This window comes from Micromonospora sp. SH-82 (assembly GCF_051132485.1).
Taxonomy (GTDB): domain Bacteria; phylum Actinomycetota; class Actinomycetes; order Mycobacteriales; family Micromonosporaceae; genus Micromonospora.
This window is the reverse complement of sequence record NZ_CP148049.1, coordinates 3,908,111-3,922,815: the sequence shown is the minus strand read 5'-3', so window position 1 is coordinate 3,922,815 and position 14,705 is coordinate 3,908,111. Positions and strand designations below refer to the sequence as shown.

Sequence of the window (14,705 nt, the reverse complement as noted above, 5' to 3'; positions counted from 1 at the left end):
GCCGGGGCCGCCGCACACCGCGCGGCGGCCCCGGTCGGTCAGTACTTACGGGACGGCAGGGCGGCCTTGGCCTGCTCCTGGGTGAAGGTGGTCTCCTCGGTCTCGACCCGCTCCGGGACGCTCTCACCGGCGTGGACCTTCTTCGCCAGGTCCATCAGCTGCGGGCCGAGCAGCGGGCTGCACTCGGCGATGAAGTTGAACTTCCCGTCGGCGAGGGCCTGCATCCCGTCCCTGACGGCGTCGATGGTGATGATGGTGATGTCCTTGCCGGGCACCTTGCCCGCTGCGGTGATCGCCTCCAGGGCACCCAGCCCCATGTCGTCGTTGTGGGCGAAGAGGACGTCGATCTTCGGGTTGGCCTTGAGGAACTGCTCCATGACCTGCTTGCCGCCGGCCCGGGTGAAGTCACCGCTCTGCGAGGCGATGATCTTCAGGTTGGGGTTGGCGGCGATGGCCTCGGCGAAGCCCCTCTTGCGGTCGTTGGCCGGTGCCGATCCGGTGGTCCCCTGCAGCTCGACGACGTTCACCGGGCCGGTCGCGGCCTTCGTCTGCTCGACGAGCCACTCCCCGGAGAGACGGCCCTCCTTGACGAAGTCGGAGCCGATGAAGGTCTTGTAGAGGGTCTTGTCCGCCGAGTCGACGGCCCGGTCGGTGAGGATGACCGGGATGTCGGCGTCCCTGGCCTCCTTGAGGACGGTGTCCCAGCCCGACTCCACCACCGGGGAGAAGGCGATCACGTCCACCTTCTGCTGGATGAAGTTGCGGATCGCCTTGATCTGGTTCTCCTGCTTCTGCTGGGCGTCGTCGAACTTCAGCTCGATGCCCGCCTCGGTGGCGGCCTCCTTGACCGAGGTGGTGTTCGCGGTCCGCCACCCGCTCTCCGCGCCGACCTGGGAGAAGCCCAGGACGATCTTGCCGTCGCCGCCGGACGAGCCGGCGTCACCACCGGTGTCGCTGTTACCGCATCCGGCGAGACCGCCGGCGAGCAGACCGGCGGCCAGGATCGTGCCGATCCCGCGCCGGGTGAAGGTTGCCGTCTTCGACATCTGCTGGACTCCTTCGAAGGGGTGTGGTGGGGGTGTGGATGTGCACGTCCGGCCGCGCCGCTGGGGGCGACGGGCAGGGGTGGACGGTCGGCGGTGGTGGTGTGCCACCCGCAGACCGGTGGAGGGAGGTGCGTCGGGCAGCCGGGTCAGACCGCCGTGGTGGCCGTCGAACCGGGCTGGCCGTACACGTTCTGGTAGCGGTCGTAGAGCGCGTCGACGTCGGCGCCCTCGATGGGCACCGGCCGACCGAGGGTGCGGGCCAGATACATGGTGCGGGCCACGTCCTCGCACATCACCGCCGCCTTGACCGCGGCCCGGGCGTCGGCGCCGATGGTGAAGACACCGTGGTTGCGCATCAGCACGGCCGGGGACCGGTGCCCGGCGAGGGTGGCGACGACTCCCTTGCCGATGTCGTCCCCGCCGATGAGGGCGAACGGTCCCACCGGGATCTCACCGCCGAACTCGTCGGCCTGGGCGGTGAGGTGACAGGGGATCGCCTCGCCGACCGCCGCCCAGGCGGTGGCGTACCCGCTGTGGGTGTGGACCACCCCGCCGACGTCGGGCATCGCCCGGTAGACGTAGGCGTGGGCGGCGGTGTCGCTCGACGGGGCGAGGTCACCGGAGACCACCACCCCGTCCAGGTCGCAGACGACCATGACGTCCGGGGTGAGGTCGTCGTAGGAGACCCCGCTGGGCTTGATGACCATCAGGTCGCGCCCCGGCACCCGGGCCGAGACGTTGCCGGCGGTCCAGGCGACCAGGTTGTACCGGACCAACTCGTCGTGCAGGGCGGCGACCTGCTCCCGCAGCCGCGCCACGTCGGCATCCCACTCGTTCACGCCGCCACCTCGCTCCGCTCGTTCATGCCGGCACCTCCACCAGGGCTGCGGGCGTCTCGACCGCCGTCGCCGCCCGGGCGGCGTTACGGATCGTCCGCAGGCGCAACAGCACGTCGTCGCCGCCCCGGCCGAAGTGGTCGTGCAGCCGCAGGTACTGCGCGTACAGCTCGTCGTAGGCGCGGGCCCGATCCGGGTCGGGGCGGTAGACGTCGCGGTCGACCCGTCCCATCGCCGCCGAGGCGGCCGGCACGTCGGGGTACGCCCCGGCGGCGACCGCCGCGTGGATGGCCGAACCGAGCGCCGGCCCCTGCGTGGAGCCGATGATCCCCAGGGGACGCCGGGTCACGTCGGCGTAGATCTGCATCAGCAGCGTGTTGCCGGTCAGTCCGCCGGCGACGATCAACTCGTCCACCGGCACCCCGGCCTCGGCGAACGCCTCGATGATCATGCGGGTGCCGTACGCGGTGGCCTCCAACAGCGCCCGGTAGACCTCCGGGGGCCGGGTGGCCAGTGTCAACCCGACGATCACGCCGCTCAGGTCGTGGTTGACCAGCAGCGACCTGTTGCCGTTCCACCAGTCGAGTGCGACGAGCCCGTGCGCGCCGACCGGCTGGGCGGCGGCGGCCTCGGTCAGTGCCTCGTGCGTGGCGTACCCGGCCGGGGCGCAGTGCTCGACGAACCATCCGAAGATGTCCCCCACCCCGCTCTGACCGGCCTCGTAACCCCAGCTCCCGGCGCTGATCCCGCCGTACACCGCGCCGCACATCCCGGCCACCTCGGCGGGCTCGATCCCGTTGACCACGTGGCAGGTGGAGGTGCCCATGATTGCGACCAGCCGTCCCGGCTCCAGGGCCTGGGCGGCGGCGGCGGTGACGTGGGCGTCCACGTTGCCGACGGCGACGGCGGTCCCCTCCGGCAGGCCGGTCCACCGGGCGGCCTCGGCGGTGAGGGTCCCGGCCCGGTCACCGAGCTGCACCAACGGTCCGTCGAGTTTGGCGGTGAAGTCGGCGAAGTCGGGGTTCAGTGCGGTCAGGTACTCCGTCGACGGGTATCGGCCGTCCTGGTGGATGCCCTTGTAGCCGGCGGTGCAGACGTTGCGGGTCTCGACGCCGGACAGCTGCCAGACGATCCAGTCGGCGGCCTCGATCCACCGCTGCGCCCGGGCGTAGACCGGCGGAGCCTCCTCCAGCAGTTGCAGGCCCTTGGCGTACTGCCACTCGGCGGAGATCTTGCCGCCGTATCGGCCGATCCACGGCTCGCCGCGCTCGTGGGCCAGGGCGTTGATCCGGTCCGCGTGCGACTGGGCGGCGTGGTGCTTCCAGAGCTTGACCCAGGCGTGCGGTTCGTCGCGCAGCTCGGGCAGCTCGCAGAGCGGGGTCCCGTCGGCGAGGGTCGGCAGCACGGTGCAGGCGGTGAAGTCGATGCCGATCCCGATCACCTGTCGGGGGTCGATCCCACCGTCGGCGAGGGCCGCCGGCACCGCGTGCCGGAGCACGTCGCGGTAGTCGTCCGGGTCTTGGAGTGCCCAGTCGGCCGGCAGCGCCCGCCCGTCGGCGGCGGTGAGGACCGAGTCCATCACCCCGTGCCGGTACGGGTGCACCGCCGTGCCCACCTCGGCACCGTCGGCGACCCGGGCCACCAGGGCCCGGCCGGACAGGGTTCCGAAGTCGACACCGACGACGTACCGGTCGGCGGTCCCGGACACCACGCTCATGTGCACCTCCCCTGACGAGTCGCAGACAGTGTTAGCGCTCACATGGATGTTCGTCAAGATGTCGAACGGAAACTCGCCACGCCTCCCGACCACGACCAGGGCACCTCAGTCGACTCCCCCGAGGTGCCCCTACGACGGATTCAGCGGGGGGACCTGGACCGGCGACCGGCGACCGGGGCGTCTGTCGACCGAATCGACCGCCAGACCTGCCCCTGGGCCGCCGACGGGTCACCGGTCGACGACCCCGCCACAGACCCCCTCAGGGCAGCCATCCGGGAGGTCTCCACCGCCTCGGCCCGCCCGATCCCACCGGATCCCGCCGACAGCGCATCCTCCCGATCCCGCCGCTGTTGAAATTCGAGGAACCGCCGATGGTTGTTCGAACCGGGGGGGCAGTCGCGCCTGTAAGTCCTCGTGCTCCCGGAACACCTCGAACTCCCGTTCCCCCATCGCCCCCACCATGTCCCTGTTGATCAAGCTCAGGCGTTCAGTCGCCTTCTTCCGCTCCTTACCGGTGAGTTCCTTCCTCAGGTAAGCTCGCAAGATTCCCGCGAATCTCGCGTCCTTGTCGGCTAAGGCGATGTTGGACACGGCCAGGCTCGGGCAGAAACGGATGAGAGCGTCCGCGAATTCGGGACACTCGGCGGTCAACCTCCCCGGAATGCCGTTGGCCACCCAGTTGTTGAGGTCCTTTCTGATCGCCTGGGCGTTCGCGCTCGACGTGGTGAATCCCGCCGTCTCGGAGAAGGCGATCTCACCCGCGTCACGGGCGGCGACGAAGTCGACGAATTTCTCCTGGTAGGACTTGGTTCCTGCGGATCCCGACGCTCTCGTCACGACTCCTCCTTCGACGACATCCCCTTCCCGACGGATCCGACCCGTCCTGGTTCACTCGACGGGCGACCGGTCGGGACACCCGGTCGTCCGGAGGGGCCTCGCATCCGTACCGGGGTCGGGGGGTCCGGTCGGTGGGACGCTCCAAACCGGACGGACAAGATCCGGCCCAGAAGTTGCCAGGCTGCGGAAACGCCGCAAGAGTACGGTTGATCAACTCGTCAGGTACCCGATCGGTCGCACCCCCTCGACGGCCCCGTCGGTGTTTGGAGTTTCCCCGTGTCCACACAGCAACCCGGTGCCGAGCCGGTACCATCGACCGGCGCAGGCCTGGCCGGTGGTGGCACGATCCGCAGTCGCCTGATCGGCATCCTCGCCCTGCCCGCGCTGGCGGTGCTCCTGCTGCTCGGGTACGTGACGTTCGTCGAGGTCGCCGACTACCGGGCGGCGACCACCGCCAGCCGGGCGGTCACGGTCGCCCTCGCCGTGCAGGACCTGACCCAGGAGCTCCAGGCCGAGCGTGGTCTCACCGCCGGCCTCCTGGGCGGCAACGACGGATTCCGTAACGAACTCGCGCCGGCACGACAGCGGGTGGACGAGCGACGCGAGTCGGTCGAACAGGCCATCGCCGACGGCGGACCGGCAGCCGACCGGGTCGGTGCGGCCCTTCGGGAACTCGACGGGCTGCCGGTGATCCGCTCCGGCGCCGACGACGGCAGCGCCGGACGCGCGGCGACCTTCACCTTCTTCACCGACCGGATCACCGCCCTCAACCGGATCGACTTCGGCCTGGCCGAGGTCGCCGACGCCGAGCTGCGCGGCCACGTGGCCACCCTGGAGGCGCTGAGCCGGATCAAGGAGAGCACCGCCCAGCAGCGCGCGTTCCTCAACGGCGTCTTCTCCGCCGGCGGGTTCGAGCGGGGCGAGTTCCTCCAGTTCGCCGAGATGCGCGCGGCGCGCGAGGCCGCGTTGGCGGACTTCGAGGACCACGCCACCCCCGTCCAGCGGGCGTCGAACGAGTATGTCCTCGACACCGGTGCCGCCCGGGTGGCCGCCCACTTCGAGCAGGTCGCACTCGACTCGTCCGACGGGCGACAGGTGCAGCTCAACCCGCAGTCCTGGTGGTCCTCGCTGACCACGGTCCTCGACGGCATGCGCGGAATGCAGGAGTACGTCGGCGCGGAGATCGAGGCCCGGGCCGAGGAGCGCCGTAACGAGTCGACCCGGCGGATCGCAGTGGTCACCATCCTGGTGCTCTTCTTCCTGGCCGGGGCGATCGCCCTGCTGGTCGTCGCCTCCCGGTCGATCACCCGCCCGCTGGCGGTCCTCGCCGCCGAGGCGAACCGACTGGCCACCGACAGCCTGCCCGCCGCCGTACGCCAGGTGCAGACCGGTCACACCGACGACCAGACGCCGGACCCACCGGAGCCGGTCAGGGTGCCCATGACCTCCACCTCGGAGGTCCGGTCGGTGGCCGGCGCGCTCGACCAGGTGCAGGCCGTGGCCTTCCACCTCGCCACCGAGCAGGCCCTGCTGCGGCGCAGCACCACCGAGTCGCTGGCCAACCTCGGTCGACGCAACCAGAACCTGCTGCGCCGTCAGCTCGGGTTCATCACCCGGCTGGAGCGGGAGGAGACCGACCCCACCGGCCTGGCCAACCTCTTCGAGCTCGACCACCTCGCCACCCGCATGCGACGCAACGCCGAGAGCCTCCTGGTGCTGGTGGGGGCCGGGGGTCCCCGTCAGTGGGCGAACCCCCTGCCGATCGCCGACGTCATCCGCGCGGCCATCTCGGAGGTGGAGGAGTACCGGCGGGTCCAGCTCCGCCGCATCGACGACACCTTCGTGGTGGGTGCCCACGTCAGCGCGGTGGCCCACATGCTCGCCGAACTGGTCGAGAACGGACTGACCTTCTCGCCCCCCGACTCCGACGTCGAGCTGCAGGGTCGGCGGACCGCCGACGGCTACCTGATCGCCATCACCGACCAGGGCATCGGCATGTCCGCCGAGGATCTGGCGCAGGCCAACGCCCGACTGCGCGGCGAGGTCGACTTCGTCTCGGCCCCGACCCGCTACCTCGGCCACCACGTGGTGGGTCAGCTCGCCCGGGAGTTGGAGATCGACGTCCAGCTCGCCCCCTCCCCGGTCACCGGGGTGACCGCCCGGGTCCTGCTGCCCAACAGCCTGCTGACCTCGTCGGCGGCGCCGGGACCGCAGCAGGCCGCCGTCGGTGCGGGACAGCCGGTCACGATCACCGCCACCCCCGCCCCGACGCGGGTCACCGCCCACACCGGTCCCCCGGCCGCCACCGGTACGGTCCGGGCGATCGGCACCCATCCGGCCCCTGCCGCCAGCCAGATCGACCTGGTCGGCACCCCTGTTACCGAGCAGCTGTTCGACGCCCCCGACCGACGGACGTCCCCACCCGGACCGGTGACGCCCGACCCACCGGCGCACCCCGGGTCGGCTCCGGCCGTCGCCCCGTCGCTGACCGCGAACGGACTGCGTCGCCGACTGCCCCGCGACCAGCGGCCCACCGCCGGTGGCCCGCCGCAACCGACGCCACGGACCCGGCCCACCACCGAGCAGCGTCCGGCGACGATCGAGGACTCCCCGGCGGAGGTCCGCAACCGGTTGACCGCGCTGCGGGCCGGCATCCGGCGCGGCCAGGACATCTTGACGACCCCGACCACCGCAACCGGCGACGACGACGCCGCAACCGAGCTTTGGAGGAGCCGTGACGGTTGACACCCAGGCCGACCCGCACCAGTTGAACTGGCTGCTGGCGAACTTCGTCCGGCAGACCGACGGGGTACGCGACGCCGTCGCCGTCTCCTCCGACGGCCTGCTGATCGCCGCGTCGGCCGGACTCGACCGGGGGGCCGGCGACCAGTTGGCGGCGATCGTGTCGAGCATGGCGAGCCTGGCCCGGACCGCCTCGCGCAAGTACGACTTCGACGGGCTGAAGCTCATCATGATCGAGATGCGGCGCGGGTTCCTGCTCGTGTCGGCGATCAGCGACGGCAGCTGTCTGGGGGTCCTCGCCGACGGCGAGTGCGACCTGGGGCTGGTCGGGTACGAGATCTCCCTGCTCGCCGAGCGCTTCGGGGGGATGTTGACCCCGGCGCTGATCTCCGAGTCGCGACGGATCCTGCCCCGGTGAGCGACACCGGACCCCGGCTGCCGGACCCGAGGATGATCCCGCACTGGACCCCCACCCCGCCGAGCGACGATCCGGGGGCGGGGCCCCGGCACCGGGACCTCACCGAGGAGCCCGAGGACCAGGCGGTGGTCCGCCCGTTCCTGCTCACCGGGGGGCGTACCCGGCCGGTCCAGGACGGCCTCCGGGTCGAGACGATCCTCTCCGCCCAGCCGGCGGCGCTCTCCGCACCGCTGCGTTTCGAAGCCCGCCGCATCGTCGAGCTGTGCCAGCGCCCCACCTCCGTCGCCGACGTGGCGGTCGGGTTGCGGGTGCCCCTCGGGGTCACCCGGGTCCTGGTCGCCGACCTCCTCACCGAGGGATACCTGCGGCGCGAGGAACAGGGCGAACTCTCCGTCGCCATGATCGAAAGGATCAGGGACCGTGTACGCGCCCTCTAGCCCCGCGACGGCCGCCCCGACCGCGGTGAAGATCGTCATCAGCGGTGGGTTCGGAGTCGGCAAGACCACCTTCGTCGGTGCGATCTCGGAGATCGAGCCGCTGGTCACCGAGGCCGACCTGACCGAGGTGTCGGTGGGCGTCGACGACACCACCGGGGTCACCGCCAAGACCACCACCACCGTCGCCCTGGACTTCGGCCGGATCAGCCTGGACGAGACCCTGCTGATGTACCTGTTCGGCACGCCCGGGCAGGACCGGTTCGCGTTCCTCTGGGACGACCTGGTCGACGGCGCGCTCGGGGCCGTCGTCCTCGTCGACACCCGACGGATCGAGGACTGCTTCCCCTCCATCGACTACTTCGAGGACCACCGGATCCCGTTCCTGCTGGCGATCAACCACTTCCCGGCCGGTCGCCGGTTCGACCTGGCCGAGGTGCGGGAGGCACTGGGCGTCGACGACGCCGTCATCATCGTGGACTGCGACGCGCGCAGTCGGGAGTCGGTCAAGCAGGTGCTGGTCTCGCTCACCGAGGTGGTGTTGGCCCAGCGCCTGGCCCGCGCGGGCCACTCCCGACGACAGTGACCCGGCACGCCCGGCGACGAGAGAGGACAACAGGAGCGATGCAGACAGCACGCTGGATCCGGGCGGCGGCGCTCGCCGGGACGGCCGTACTGGCGTTGGCCGGTTGCGCGACGGAGGTCGAGCCCCGGGTCGCCCCTCCGGGCCTGCCCACCGACGTCCCCTGCGGCACCGTGACCCTGGCGAACCTGCCCTGGGTCGGCTACGAGGCCAACCTCGCGGTGGTGGCCTACCTGGCCAAGAACCGACTCGACTGCACGGTCGTGGAGAAGGAGCTGGGTGCCGAGGAGGCATGGGACGCCCTCGCCGCCGGTGAGGTCGACGCCATCCTGGAGAACTGGGGCCGGGACAGCCAGAAGAAGCGCTACATCGACGAGGAACGGCTCGCCGTCGAGCACGGGATGACGGGCAACAGGGGCGTCGTCGGCTGGTACGTCCCGCCGTGGATGGTCGAGCGGTACCCGGACATCACCAACTGGAAGAACCTCAACAAGTACGCCTACCTGTTCCGCACCCCCACCTCCGGTGGAAAGGGCGCGTTCCTCCTCGCGGACCCGTCCTACGAGACAAACGAGACGGCGCTGTTCCGGAACCTGAAGCTGGACTTCACGGTCAGCATCACCGGCAGCGAGGAGAAGCTGATCGACACGTTCCGGGACGCCGAGCGCAACCGTCGCCCCGCCATCGGCTACTTCTACGCCCCGCAGTGGTTCCTGGCCGAGGTCGACCTGGTGCACGTCAAGCTGCCCCCCTACACGCCGGGCTGTGACGTCGACCCGGAGAAGGTCGCCTGCGACTACCAGCCGTACGACCTCGACAAGATCGCCAACCGGGAGTTCGCGGAGTCCGGCAACCCGGCGGCCGAGCTGATCAAGAACTTCCAGTGGACCAACGCCCACCAGAACGAGGTGGCCCGTTACCTCACCGTCGACAAGCTCTCCTACGACGAGGCGGCCAAGAAGTGGCTGGACGCCAACCCGGAGGTCTGGGCCGACTGGCTCCCCGCCGACTGACGCCCCGGTCCGGCGTCGACGCCGGGCCGCCCCGTTCCCTCCTCGGTGAACCGAACGGTCCGGGGGTACGTCGTGACGGTGACGCGTACACCGAGGAGGGAACATGGCCCGTCACTGGGAGAGCGGTCCCAGCCCGACGAGTTCGCCGCAAGGCGACGCTGCCATGACGGACGCCGACTGGGGCCTGGACGACCTGCCGGTCGCCGGCTCGGTCACGCACGACGTTTCGCTGACCCTGACGCCGGAGTTGATCCCCGGGGACGACCTGGCCTCCCTCGTGGGCTCCGAACCCGACGGCGTCGACCCCGCCGACCCGCTGGTCGTCGACCCCTACGTGGCCGACCCGTACCTCCAGGAACTGTTCCCGGCCCTGGACCAGTCCGCGCCGACGAGCCCGTCGAAGCGCGTCGACGGCAGCACGAGGCGACAGTGGTCCACCGACCCGCGCCACCCGGACCCCGACGGCGTCTACCGACAGGCCGCAGCACACGCGTCGGGCGGCTACGACCTCCTCCGCCGGCCCACCTCCAAGACACAGATCCTGCCGCAGGAGGAATGGCGTCGACTGCTGACGAGATACCGGGAACATCGCGGGCTTGCGCCCACCGAGCACACGCTGCTCCGGTTCGACCCTCTCTATGTCCACCTGACCGAGGTACGGGTGGACAGGACTCGGGTCAACGCCGAGGATGTCGCGTTCCTTCAGAAGCATCCCCAGTGGGTGGACGCCCTTCTCCCACCGGGCTCCAAGAACCGGACCGCCTACGACGGTGCGGCGAACGGCTCGGCTCCGCTGCGAGCCCGAGCTCGAAAAGACCTCAGTGGAGCCGATCAGGTGAAGCGGTATCGACAGGCGGGATTGTCCGACCCTCGGGCGAAGGTGCCGTCGGAGATCCGGAAGCGGTTCTACCGACTCAGTACGGGACAGGCCAGGATCACTCCGGAAGAGGTGGCGTTCTTCCTCCGGTACCCCCATCGGCAAGCCGAAGTCGTTCCTCGGGGCAGCGACCCCGCTCTCCCTTTCGAGGAGCGCATGAAGACCGCCACGGCCGGCCGAAAGGGTTCTGCCGGCGAATCGGCACGGAGACCGAGTGCGACCACCGACGCATCCTCCGCCGCCGCACTCGTCTGCCCGACACCCGGACGTCCGGTGGAGACCCGGTCGGGTCCGTCGCGGCCGTCGACCACCGGGCAGACGTCAGGGACGACAGCACGCAGGTCCCCGTGATAGGGACATCGACCATGACCGTGAGCCGGTCCGATCCGGGCACGGCACGGCTACCATGCCGGGGGTGACCACGAACGGAACCGGTGATCCGGGTCGGCGGCTCGCCGGGCTGGACGGCGTGATGCTCTTCGCGGCCGTGCTCAGCATCGCCGGCTACCTGCTGCCCTGGTTCCAGCGCTCCCCACGTCACCGGTGGTGGTACTCGGGCTGGGAGTACCTGACCCTCAGCAGCGGTGGCGGATGGACCTGGTGGCCCCTCGCCTTCCTCGCGGTGGTGGTCGTGACGAGCTTCTGGGCCCGGTCGGCCTTCGAGGCCGCGATGGCCGCCCTGGCCGCCGGCGTCGGCGCCCTCGTGCTCACCCTCGCCGTGGTCGCCGCGAGCTTCGGCGGCATCGGCGAACGGAGTTCGCTGAACTCCGTGACCGACCTGCCCTTCGGAATCGGACTGCCGACCCTGGGCGTCGGCCTCGGACTGGTGATCGCCACCGCCTGCCGCGACATCGCCACCGCCGACCGACGGTAGACCGGCCGGTCGGAGGCCGGGCTCAGCCCCGGTAGCCCCACTCGCGCAGCGGCTTGTCCAGGACCCGTTCCACGTCGGCTACCTGCCCGGGGCTCAACTCGTCGAGGTAGGCGGCCCGCCGACCCCCCTCGAACCGGTACCGCCCGAACCCGCGCTCGAAGGTCCGGTCCCACTCCAGCCCGAGGAAGTCCAACATCCGGCCCACCTCACCACGCGGATCGGCGACCAGATCCTCGTAGCGCACGTCCAGCCACTGTGCCTCGGGGTGGGCGGCCCGGGCCTGGCCGAACCGGTCCATCAACAGCTTCCACCCCAACGCCGCGAGCACCGGGAAGGACCTGTCGTACTCCTCCCACTCCTGCCGCAGGTCGGTCGGCAGCGGCCCGAGGAACCAGTTCTCCGGCCCCTGCCACCCGTCCCACCAGCCCATCTGAAGCCACGAGTTGGTCACCGCCCGACCGTCGCGGACCACGTTGACCACCCGCAGATCCGGGTACGCCGCCCGGAGGTAACCGGTACGCGGCCACCCCGTCACGTGGTGCACCAGGGTCCGACATCGCTGCCGGCGTACCCGGTCGTCGAAGAAGCCCCGCAGCCGCCCGGCGACGTACGGGGTGAGATCCTCGGCGGTCAGATCCCGGCAGGGACGGGAGAACCCCGCCATGACGTGCCTGTCGAGCAGGCGGTACGCCTCCGACGGGGCGACCCGTACCCGACCGGACTCCAGCAGCCGGCGGGCGTGCGCCAGGGAGGTCATCCCGGCCGGGCGGGGGGCGGAGCGGCGGTAGAGCGACCCGTTGAACCGTCCCTTCAGGTTCAGCCGGGACAGTTTGTCGTCCACCCCGGAGACGAAGCCGACCCCGGGATGCCGGGAGAGCAGTTCCTGCACCAGGGTCGACCCGCACCGACCGGTCCCCACCACCACCGACAACATCGTTCAGCCCTCCTCGTGACCGGTCGGGGTGTCGACCGGTGTGTCCCGCCGACCGGATGTCGTGGTCCGGTCCGTACGGCCCGACGGGTAGCCGAAGCGGCGCAGCCACGGCAGGGTCAGTGCGGTCACCACCGCGTACGACGTCCGGGACAGGCCCGCGCGCCACTGGTCGTCGGCGCGGATCGGCACCGGCCCGGTCCGGTGGCGCGCCGGGTTGCCCGCCACCGAGTGGGTGGGGGCCATCCGCACCGTCACCGCACCCGGGTCCGCTTCCGCGTCCGGGTCCGGCTCCGCTTCCGGGTCCGCGTCCGGGTCCGACCCGGCTCCGGTGAACGGGCCGGGCTGCGGGTCGACACCGGCGAACGCGGTGACCCGGGCCAGGACACCGGCCGGGTCGGCGGTCAGGTCCTCGTACCGGATCCGCAGGTAACGGTCGGGGTCACCGGCCCAGAGCCGGACGGTGACGGCGTTCCACACCGACCAGAGCAGGGCCGCCTTCCACACCGGCGGTCGGCTCATCAGTCGCTCGTCGCGCTCGCCGTCGAGGCCCCGGCGACGACGCCAGGAGAAGGCTGTCGCCCGAGGGTCACGCACCACGTGCAGGACCCGCAGGTCGATGCCGGGGAGCGCACCGAGCAGCGCCCCGTACGGGGGGAGCTTGGAGGAGTCGACGACGGTCGTGGCGCCGGCGTGCCGGGCGACCGAGGCGTACAGGTCGGTCAGGACGGCGTCGTCGGGGTGCTGATCCACGGGTCGACGACCGGCGCGGACCCGCCGGAGCAGGGCGGGCACCCCCCGCATCCGCAGTCGGGCGCGCAGTCGGGCGGCGATCCCTGCGGCGTCGCGCACCGGCACGTCCCGGCGCACCGCCGACCACACCGGGCAGTCCCGGAACGGCCTGCCGCACCCGCAGGGACGGTTGTCCAGTTCACCGCGTTGCCACAGGTAGCGCAGCTCCCCGGCGGCGAGCACCCCGTCGTACTGGCCGAGGAGGGTGGTGACCAGGGTGCTGCCGCTGCGTCCGCTGCCGGCGAGGTAGAGCACCCGGACCGGGGCACTCACGCCGGCACCCCGGCCCGCCGTGCGGTGGCGGCGGTGTAGACCTCACGCAGACGCCTCAGGTGGGCCTGCGGACTGAAGTCGCGCTCCACCCGGGCCCGACCCGCCTGCCCCCACCGGTACGCCCGCTGCGGGTCGGCGAGGACGTCACGCAGCCCGTCGGCGAGGGCGGTCGGGTCGTCGGCGGCCACCACCCGTCCGTCCACCCCGGAGGTGACCAGCTCCGGCAGCCCACCGAGGTCGGTGGCGACCACCGGCAGCCCGCAGGAGAACGCCTCCAGCACCGCCATCGGCTGGTTCTCGTTCCACCGCGACGGCACGGCGGCGACCGCCCCCGACCGCAGGAGGTCCTGCAACCGGGCCTTGTCGAGCCGGCCGTGGAACCGGACCCGGCCCGGGGCCCGCCGCGCCGCCAGGTCGGTCAGGTCGGCACGGGCCGGGCCGTCACCGGCCACGTCGAGCCGGACCCCGTCGGGCAGCTGCGCGACAGCCTCGATCAGCACGTCGACGCCCTTCTCCGGGCTGAGGCGACCGGCGAAGACCACCGATCCGCCCGGGGTCTGCTTCACCGCCGTGGCCGCCACGTCGACGAAGTGCGGCACCACGTGGATCCGGTCCGGGAAGACCCCGGCGCGGCGCATCACCCCGGCGAGGAACCGGCTCGGGCTGACGAACGCCTGCACCGGCGCGTACGCCCCGGTCGACCGGTGCAGCCAGGACTCCACCGCCAGCAGGGAACTGGCCGCCAGCGACCCGTCCTTGCACCGGCGGCGCGCGGCCCGCAGCGGCCCACCCGTCACGCAGGCGTCACAGACCCGCCCCCGGTCGAGCATCTGGTAGCTGGGGCAGGCCAGCTTGTAGTCGTGCAGGGTCATCACCGCCGGCACCCGGGCCACCCGGGTCGCGGCCAGCACCGACGGGGAGAGCTGGTGGTAGACGTTGTGCAGGTGCACCACGTCGGGACGGAAGTCCTCGATGACCCGGGCCAACCCCCGTCGGCTCGCCGGGGACCAGATCATGCGCGCCGCCGCCGAGGCCCGGGGGCGCAGCCCGCGCGGTGCCGGGTCCAGCTCCACCAACGGCGGGAAGAACCCGGTGTACGGCGTGGGCGTGTCGTTCTCGGGATGGTCCATGCCGAAGTACGCGATCTCGTCCCCGTCGGCCCGTTGCAGCTCGGCGACGTCGAGCAGGTACCCCTCGGCGCCGCCGCGCCGGTAGAGGAACTTGTTGACATGGAGGACACGCATGGGCCTGCTCCGAAGGTGGCCTGCTGGGGCCCGCTGAGGGATGGGTGCCGGGTCGTCGCGGGGAGGGGCGCGGTCGGCGGGGCCGACC

14 protein-coding genes are annotated in these 14,705 nt (G+C 71.5%); 7 read left to right on the top strand and 7 right to left on the bottom strand.

Going from position 1 to position 14,705, the window contains the following annotated elements:
- Positions 1–38 precede the first annotated feature (38 nt).
- From WHN02_RS17445 to WHN02_RS17430, 4 genes are all read right to left on the bottom strand, one after another.
- Positions 39–1,046, bottom strand: a complete 1,008-nt coding sequence (locus tag WHN02_RS17445) for an ABC transporter substrate-binding protein (protein ID WP_434739795.1) — start codon at positions 1,044–1,046, stop codon at positions 39–41.
- 146 nt (positions 1,047–1,192) lie between these two features.
- Complete coding sequence (locus WHN02_RS17440) at positions 1,193–1,885, bottom strand: L-ribulose-5-phosphate 4-epimerase (RefSeq protein ID WP_434739794.1); 693 nt, start codon at positions 1,883–1,885, stop codon at positions 1,193–1,195.
- A 22-nt stretch (positions 1,886–1,907) separates the two neighbouring features.
- Positions 1,908–3,599, bottom strand: coding sequence for a ribulokinase (gene araB, locus WHN02_RS17435; protein WP_434739793.1), 1,692 nt, complete (start codon positions 3,597–3,599; stop codon positions 1,908–1,910).
- A 228-nt stretch (positions 3,600–3,827) separates the two neighbouring features.
- Positions 3,828–4,436: a hypothetical protein gene (locus tag WHN02_RS17430; protein WP_434739792.1), complete on the bottom strand. Its 609-nt coding sequence runs from the start codon at positions 4,434–4,436 to the stop codon at positions 3,828–3,830.
- 276 nt (positions 4,437–4,712) lie between these two features.
- Here WHN02_RS17430 and WHN02_RS17425 point away from each other — a divergent pair, with 276 nt between their 5' ends.
- The 7 genes from WHN02_RS17425 to WHN02_RS17395 all read left to right on the top strand — a co-directional run bounded on the left by WHN02_RS17425 (position 4,713) and on the right by WHN02_RS17395 (position 11,377).
- Positions 4,713–7,181 carry a sensor histidine kinase gene (locus WHN02_RS17425; protein WP_434739791.1) on the top strand — a complete coding sequence of 823 codons (2,469 nt, stop codon included), beginning with the start codon at positions 4,713–4,715 and terminating at the stop codon, positions 7,179–7,181.
- Entirely contained in the window at positions 7,171–7,596 is a 426-nt protein-coding gene (locus WHN02_RS17420) for a roadblock/LC7 domain-containing protein (protein ID WP_350896706.1), read from the top strand. Before WHN02_RS17425 ends, WHN02_RS17420 begins: the two co-directional genes overlap by 11 nt.
- Positions 7,593–8,033, top strand: coding sequence for a DUF742 domain-containing protein (locus WHN02_RS17415; RefSeq protein WP_350896705.1), 441 nt, complete (start codon positions 7,593–7,595; stop codon positions 8,031–8,033). The genes WHN02_RS17420 and WHN02_RS17415 overlap by 4 nt, the downstream gene beginning before the upstream one ends.
- Positions 8,017–8,616, top strand: coding sequence for a GTP-binding protein (locus WHN02_RS17410; protein WP_434739790.1), 600 nt, complete (start codon positions 8,017–8,019; stop codon positions 8,614–8,616). The genes WHN02_RS17415 and WHN02_RS17410 overlap by 17 nt, the downstream gene beginning before the upstream one ends.
- Positions 8,617–8,654: 38 nt before the next feature.
- Positions 8,655–9,626, top strand: coding sequence for an ABC transporter substrate-binding protein (locus WHN02_RS17405; protein WP_434739789.1), 972 nt, complete (start codon positions 8,655–8,657; stop codon positions 9,624–9,626).
- 163 nt (positions 9,627–9,789) lie between these two features.
- Positions 9,790–10,854 (top strand): hypothetical protein, encoded by a 1,065-nt coding sequence (locus WHN02_RS17400; protein WP_434739788.1) that lies wholly within the window; start codon positions 9,790–9,792, stop codon positions 10,852–10,854.
- A 64-nt stretch (positions 10,855–10,918) separates the two neighbouring features.
- Entirely contained in the window at positions 10,919–11,377 is a 459-nt protein-coding gene (locus WHN02_RS17395) for a hypothetical protein (RefSeq protein ID WP_434739787.1), read from the top strand.
- A gap of 22 nt (positions 11,378–11,399) precedes the next feature.
- Here the strand turns inward: WHN02_RS17395 and WHN02_RS17390 are convergent, their stop codons facing one another.
- The 3 genes from WHN02_RS17390 to WHN02_RS17380 are packed head-to-tail and all read right to left on the bottom strand — an operon-like array spanning position 11,400 to position 14,617.
- A complete protein-coding gene (locus WHN02_RS17390) occupies positions 11,400–12,311 on the bottom strand; it encodes a sulfotransferase family protein (RefSeq protein WP_350896701.1) in 912 nt (303 codons plus the stop codon).
- A 3-nt stretch (positions 12,312–12,314) separates the two neighbouring features.
- A complete protein-coding gene (locus WHN02_RS17385; RefSeq protein ID WP_434739786.1) occupies positions 12,315–13,373 on the bottom strand; it encodes a sulfotransferase in 1,059 nt (352 codons plus the stop codon).
- A complete protein-coding gene (locus tag WHN02_RS17380; protein ID WP_434739785.1) occupies positions 13,370–14,617 on the bottom strand; it encodes a glycosyltransferase in 1,248 nt (415 codons plus the stop codon). Before WHN02_RS17380 ends, WHN02_RS17385 begins: the two co-directional genes overlap by 4 nt.
- Between the last annotated feature and the right edge of the window lie 88 nt (positions 14,618–14,705).

Coding starts and splice junctions, on each gene's coding strand:
- WHN02_RS17390 (WP_350896701.1), bottom strand. CDS start 12,311: ATGTTGTCGGTGGTGGTGGGGACCGGTCGGTGCGGGTCGACCCTGGTG.
- araB (WP_434739793.1), bottom strand. CDS start 3,599: ATGAGCGTGGTGTCCGGGACCGCCGACCGGTACGTCGTCGGTGTCGAC.
- WHN02_RS17380 (WP_434739785.1), bottom strand. CDS start 14,617: ATGCGTGTCCTCCATGTCAACAAGTTCCTCTACCGGCGCGGCGGCGCC.
- WHN02_RS17445 (WP_434739795.1), bottom strand. CDS start 1,046: ATGTCGAAGACGGCAACCTTCACCCGGCGCGGGATCGGCACGATCCTG.
- WHN02_RS17400 (WP_434739788.1), top strand. CDS start 9,790: ATGACGGACGCCGACTGGGGCCTGGACGACCTGCCGGTCGCCGGCTCG.
- WHN02_RS17405 (WP_434739789.1), top strand. CDS start 8,655: ATGCAGACAGCACGCTGGATCCGGGCGGCGGCGCTCGCCGGGACGGCC.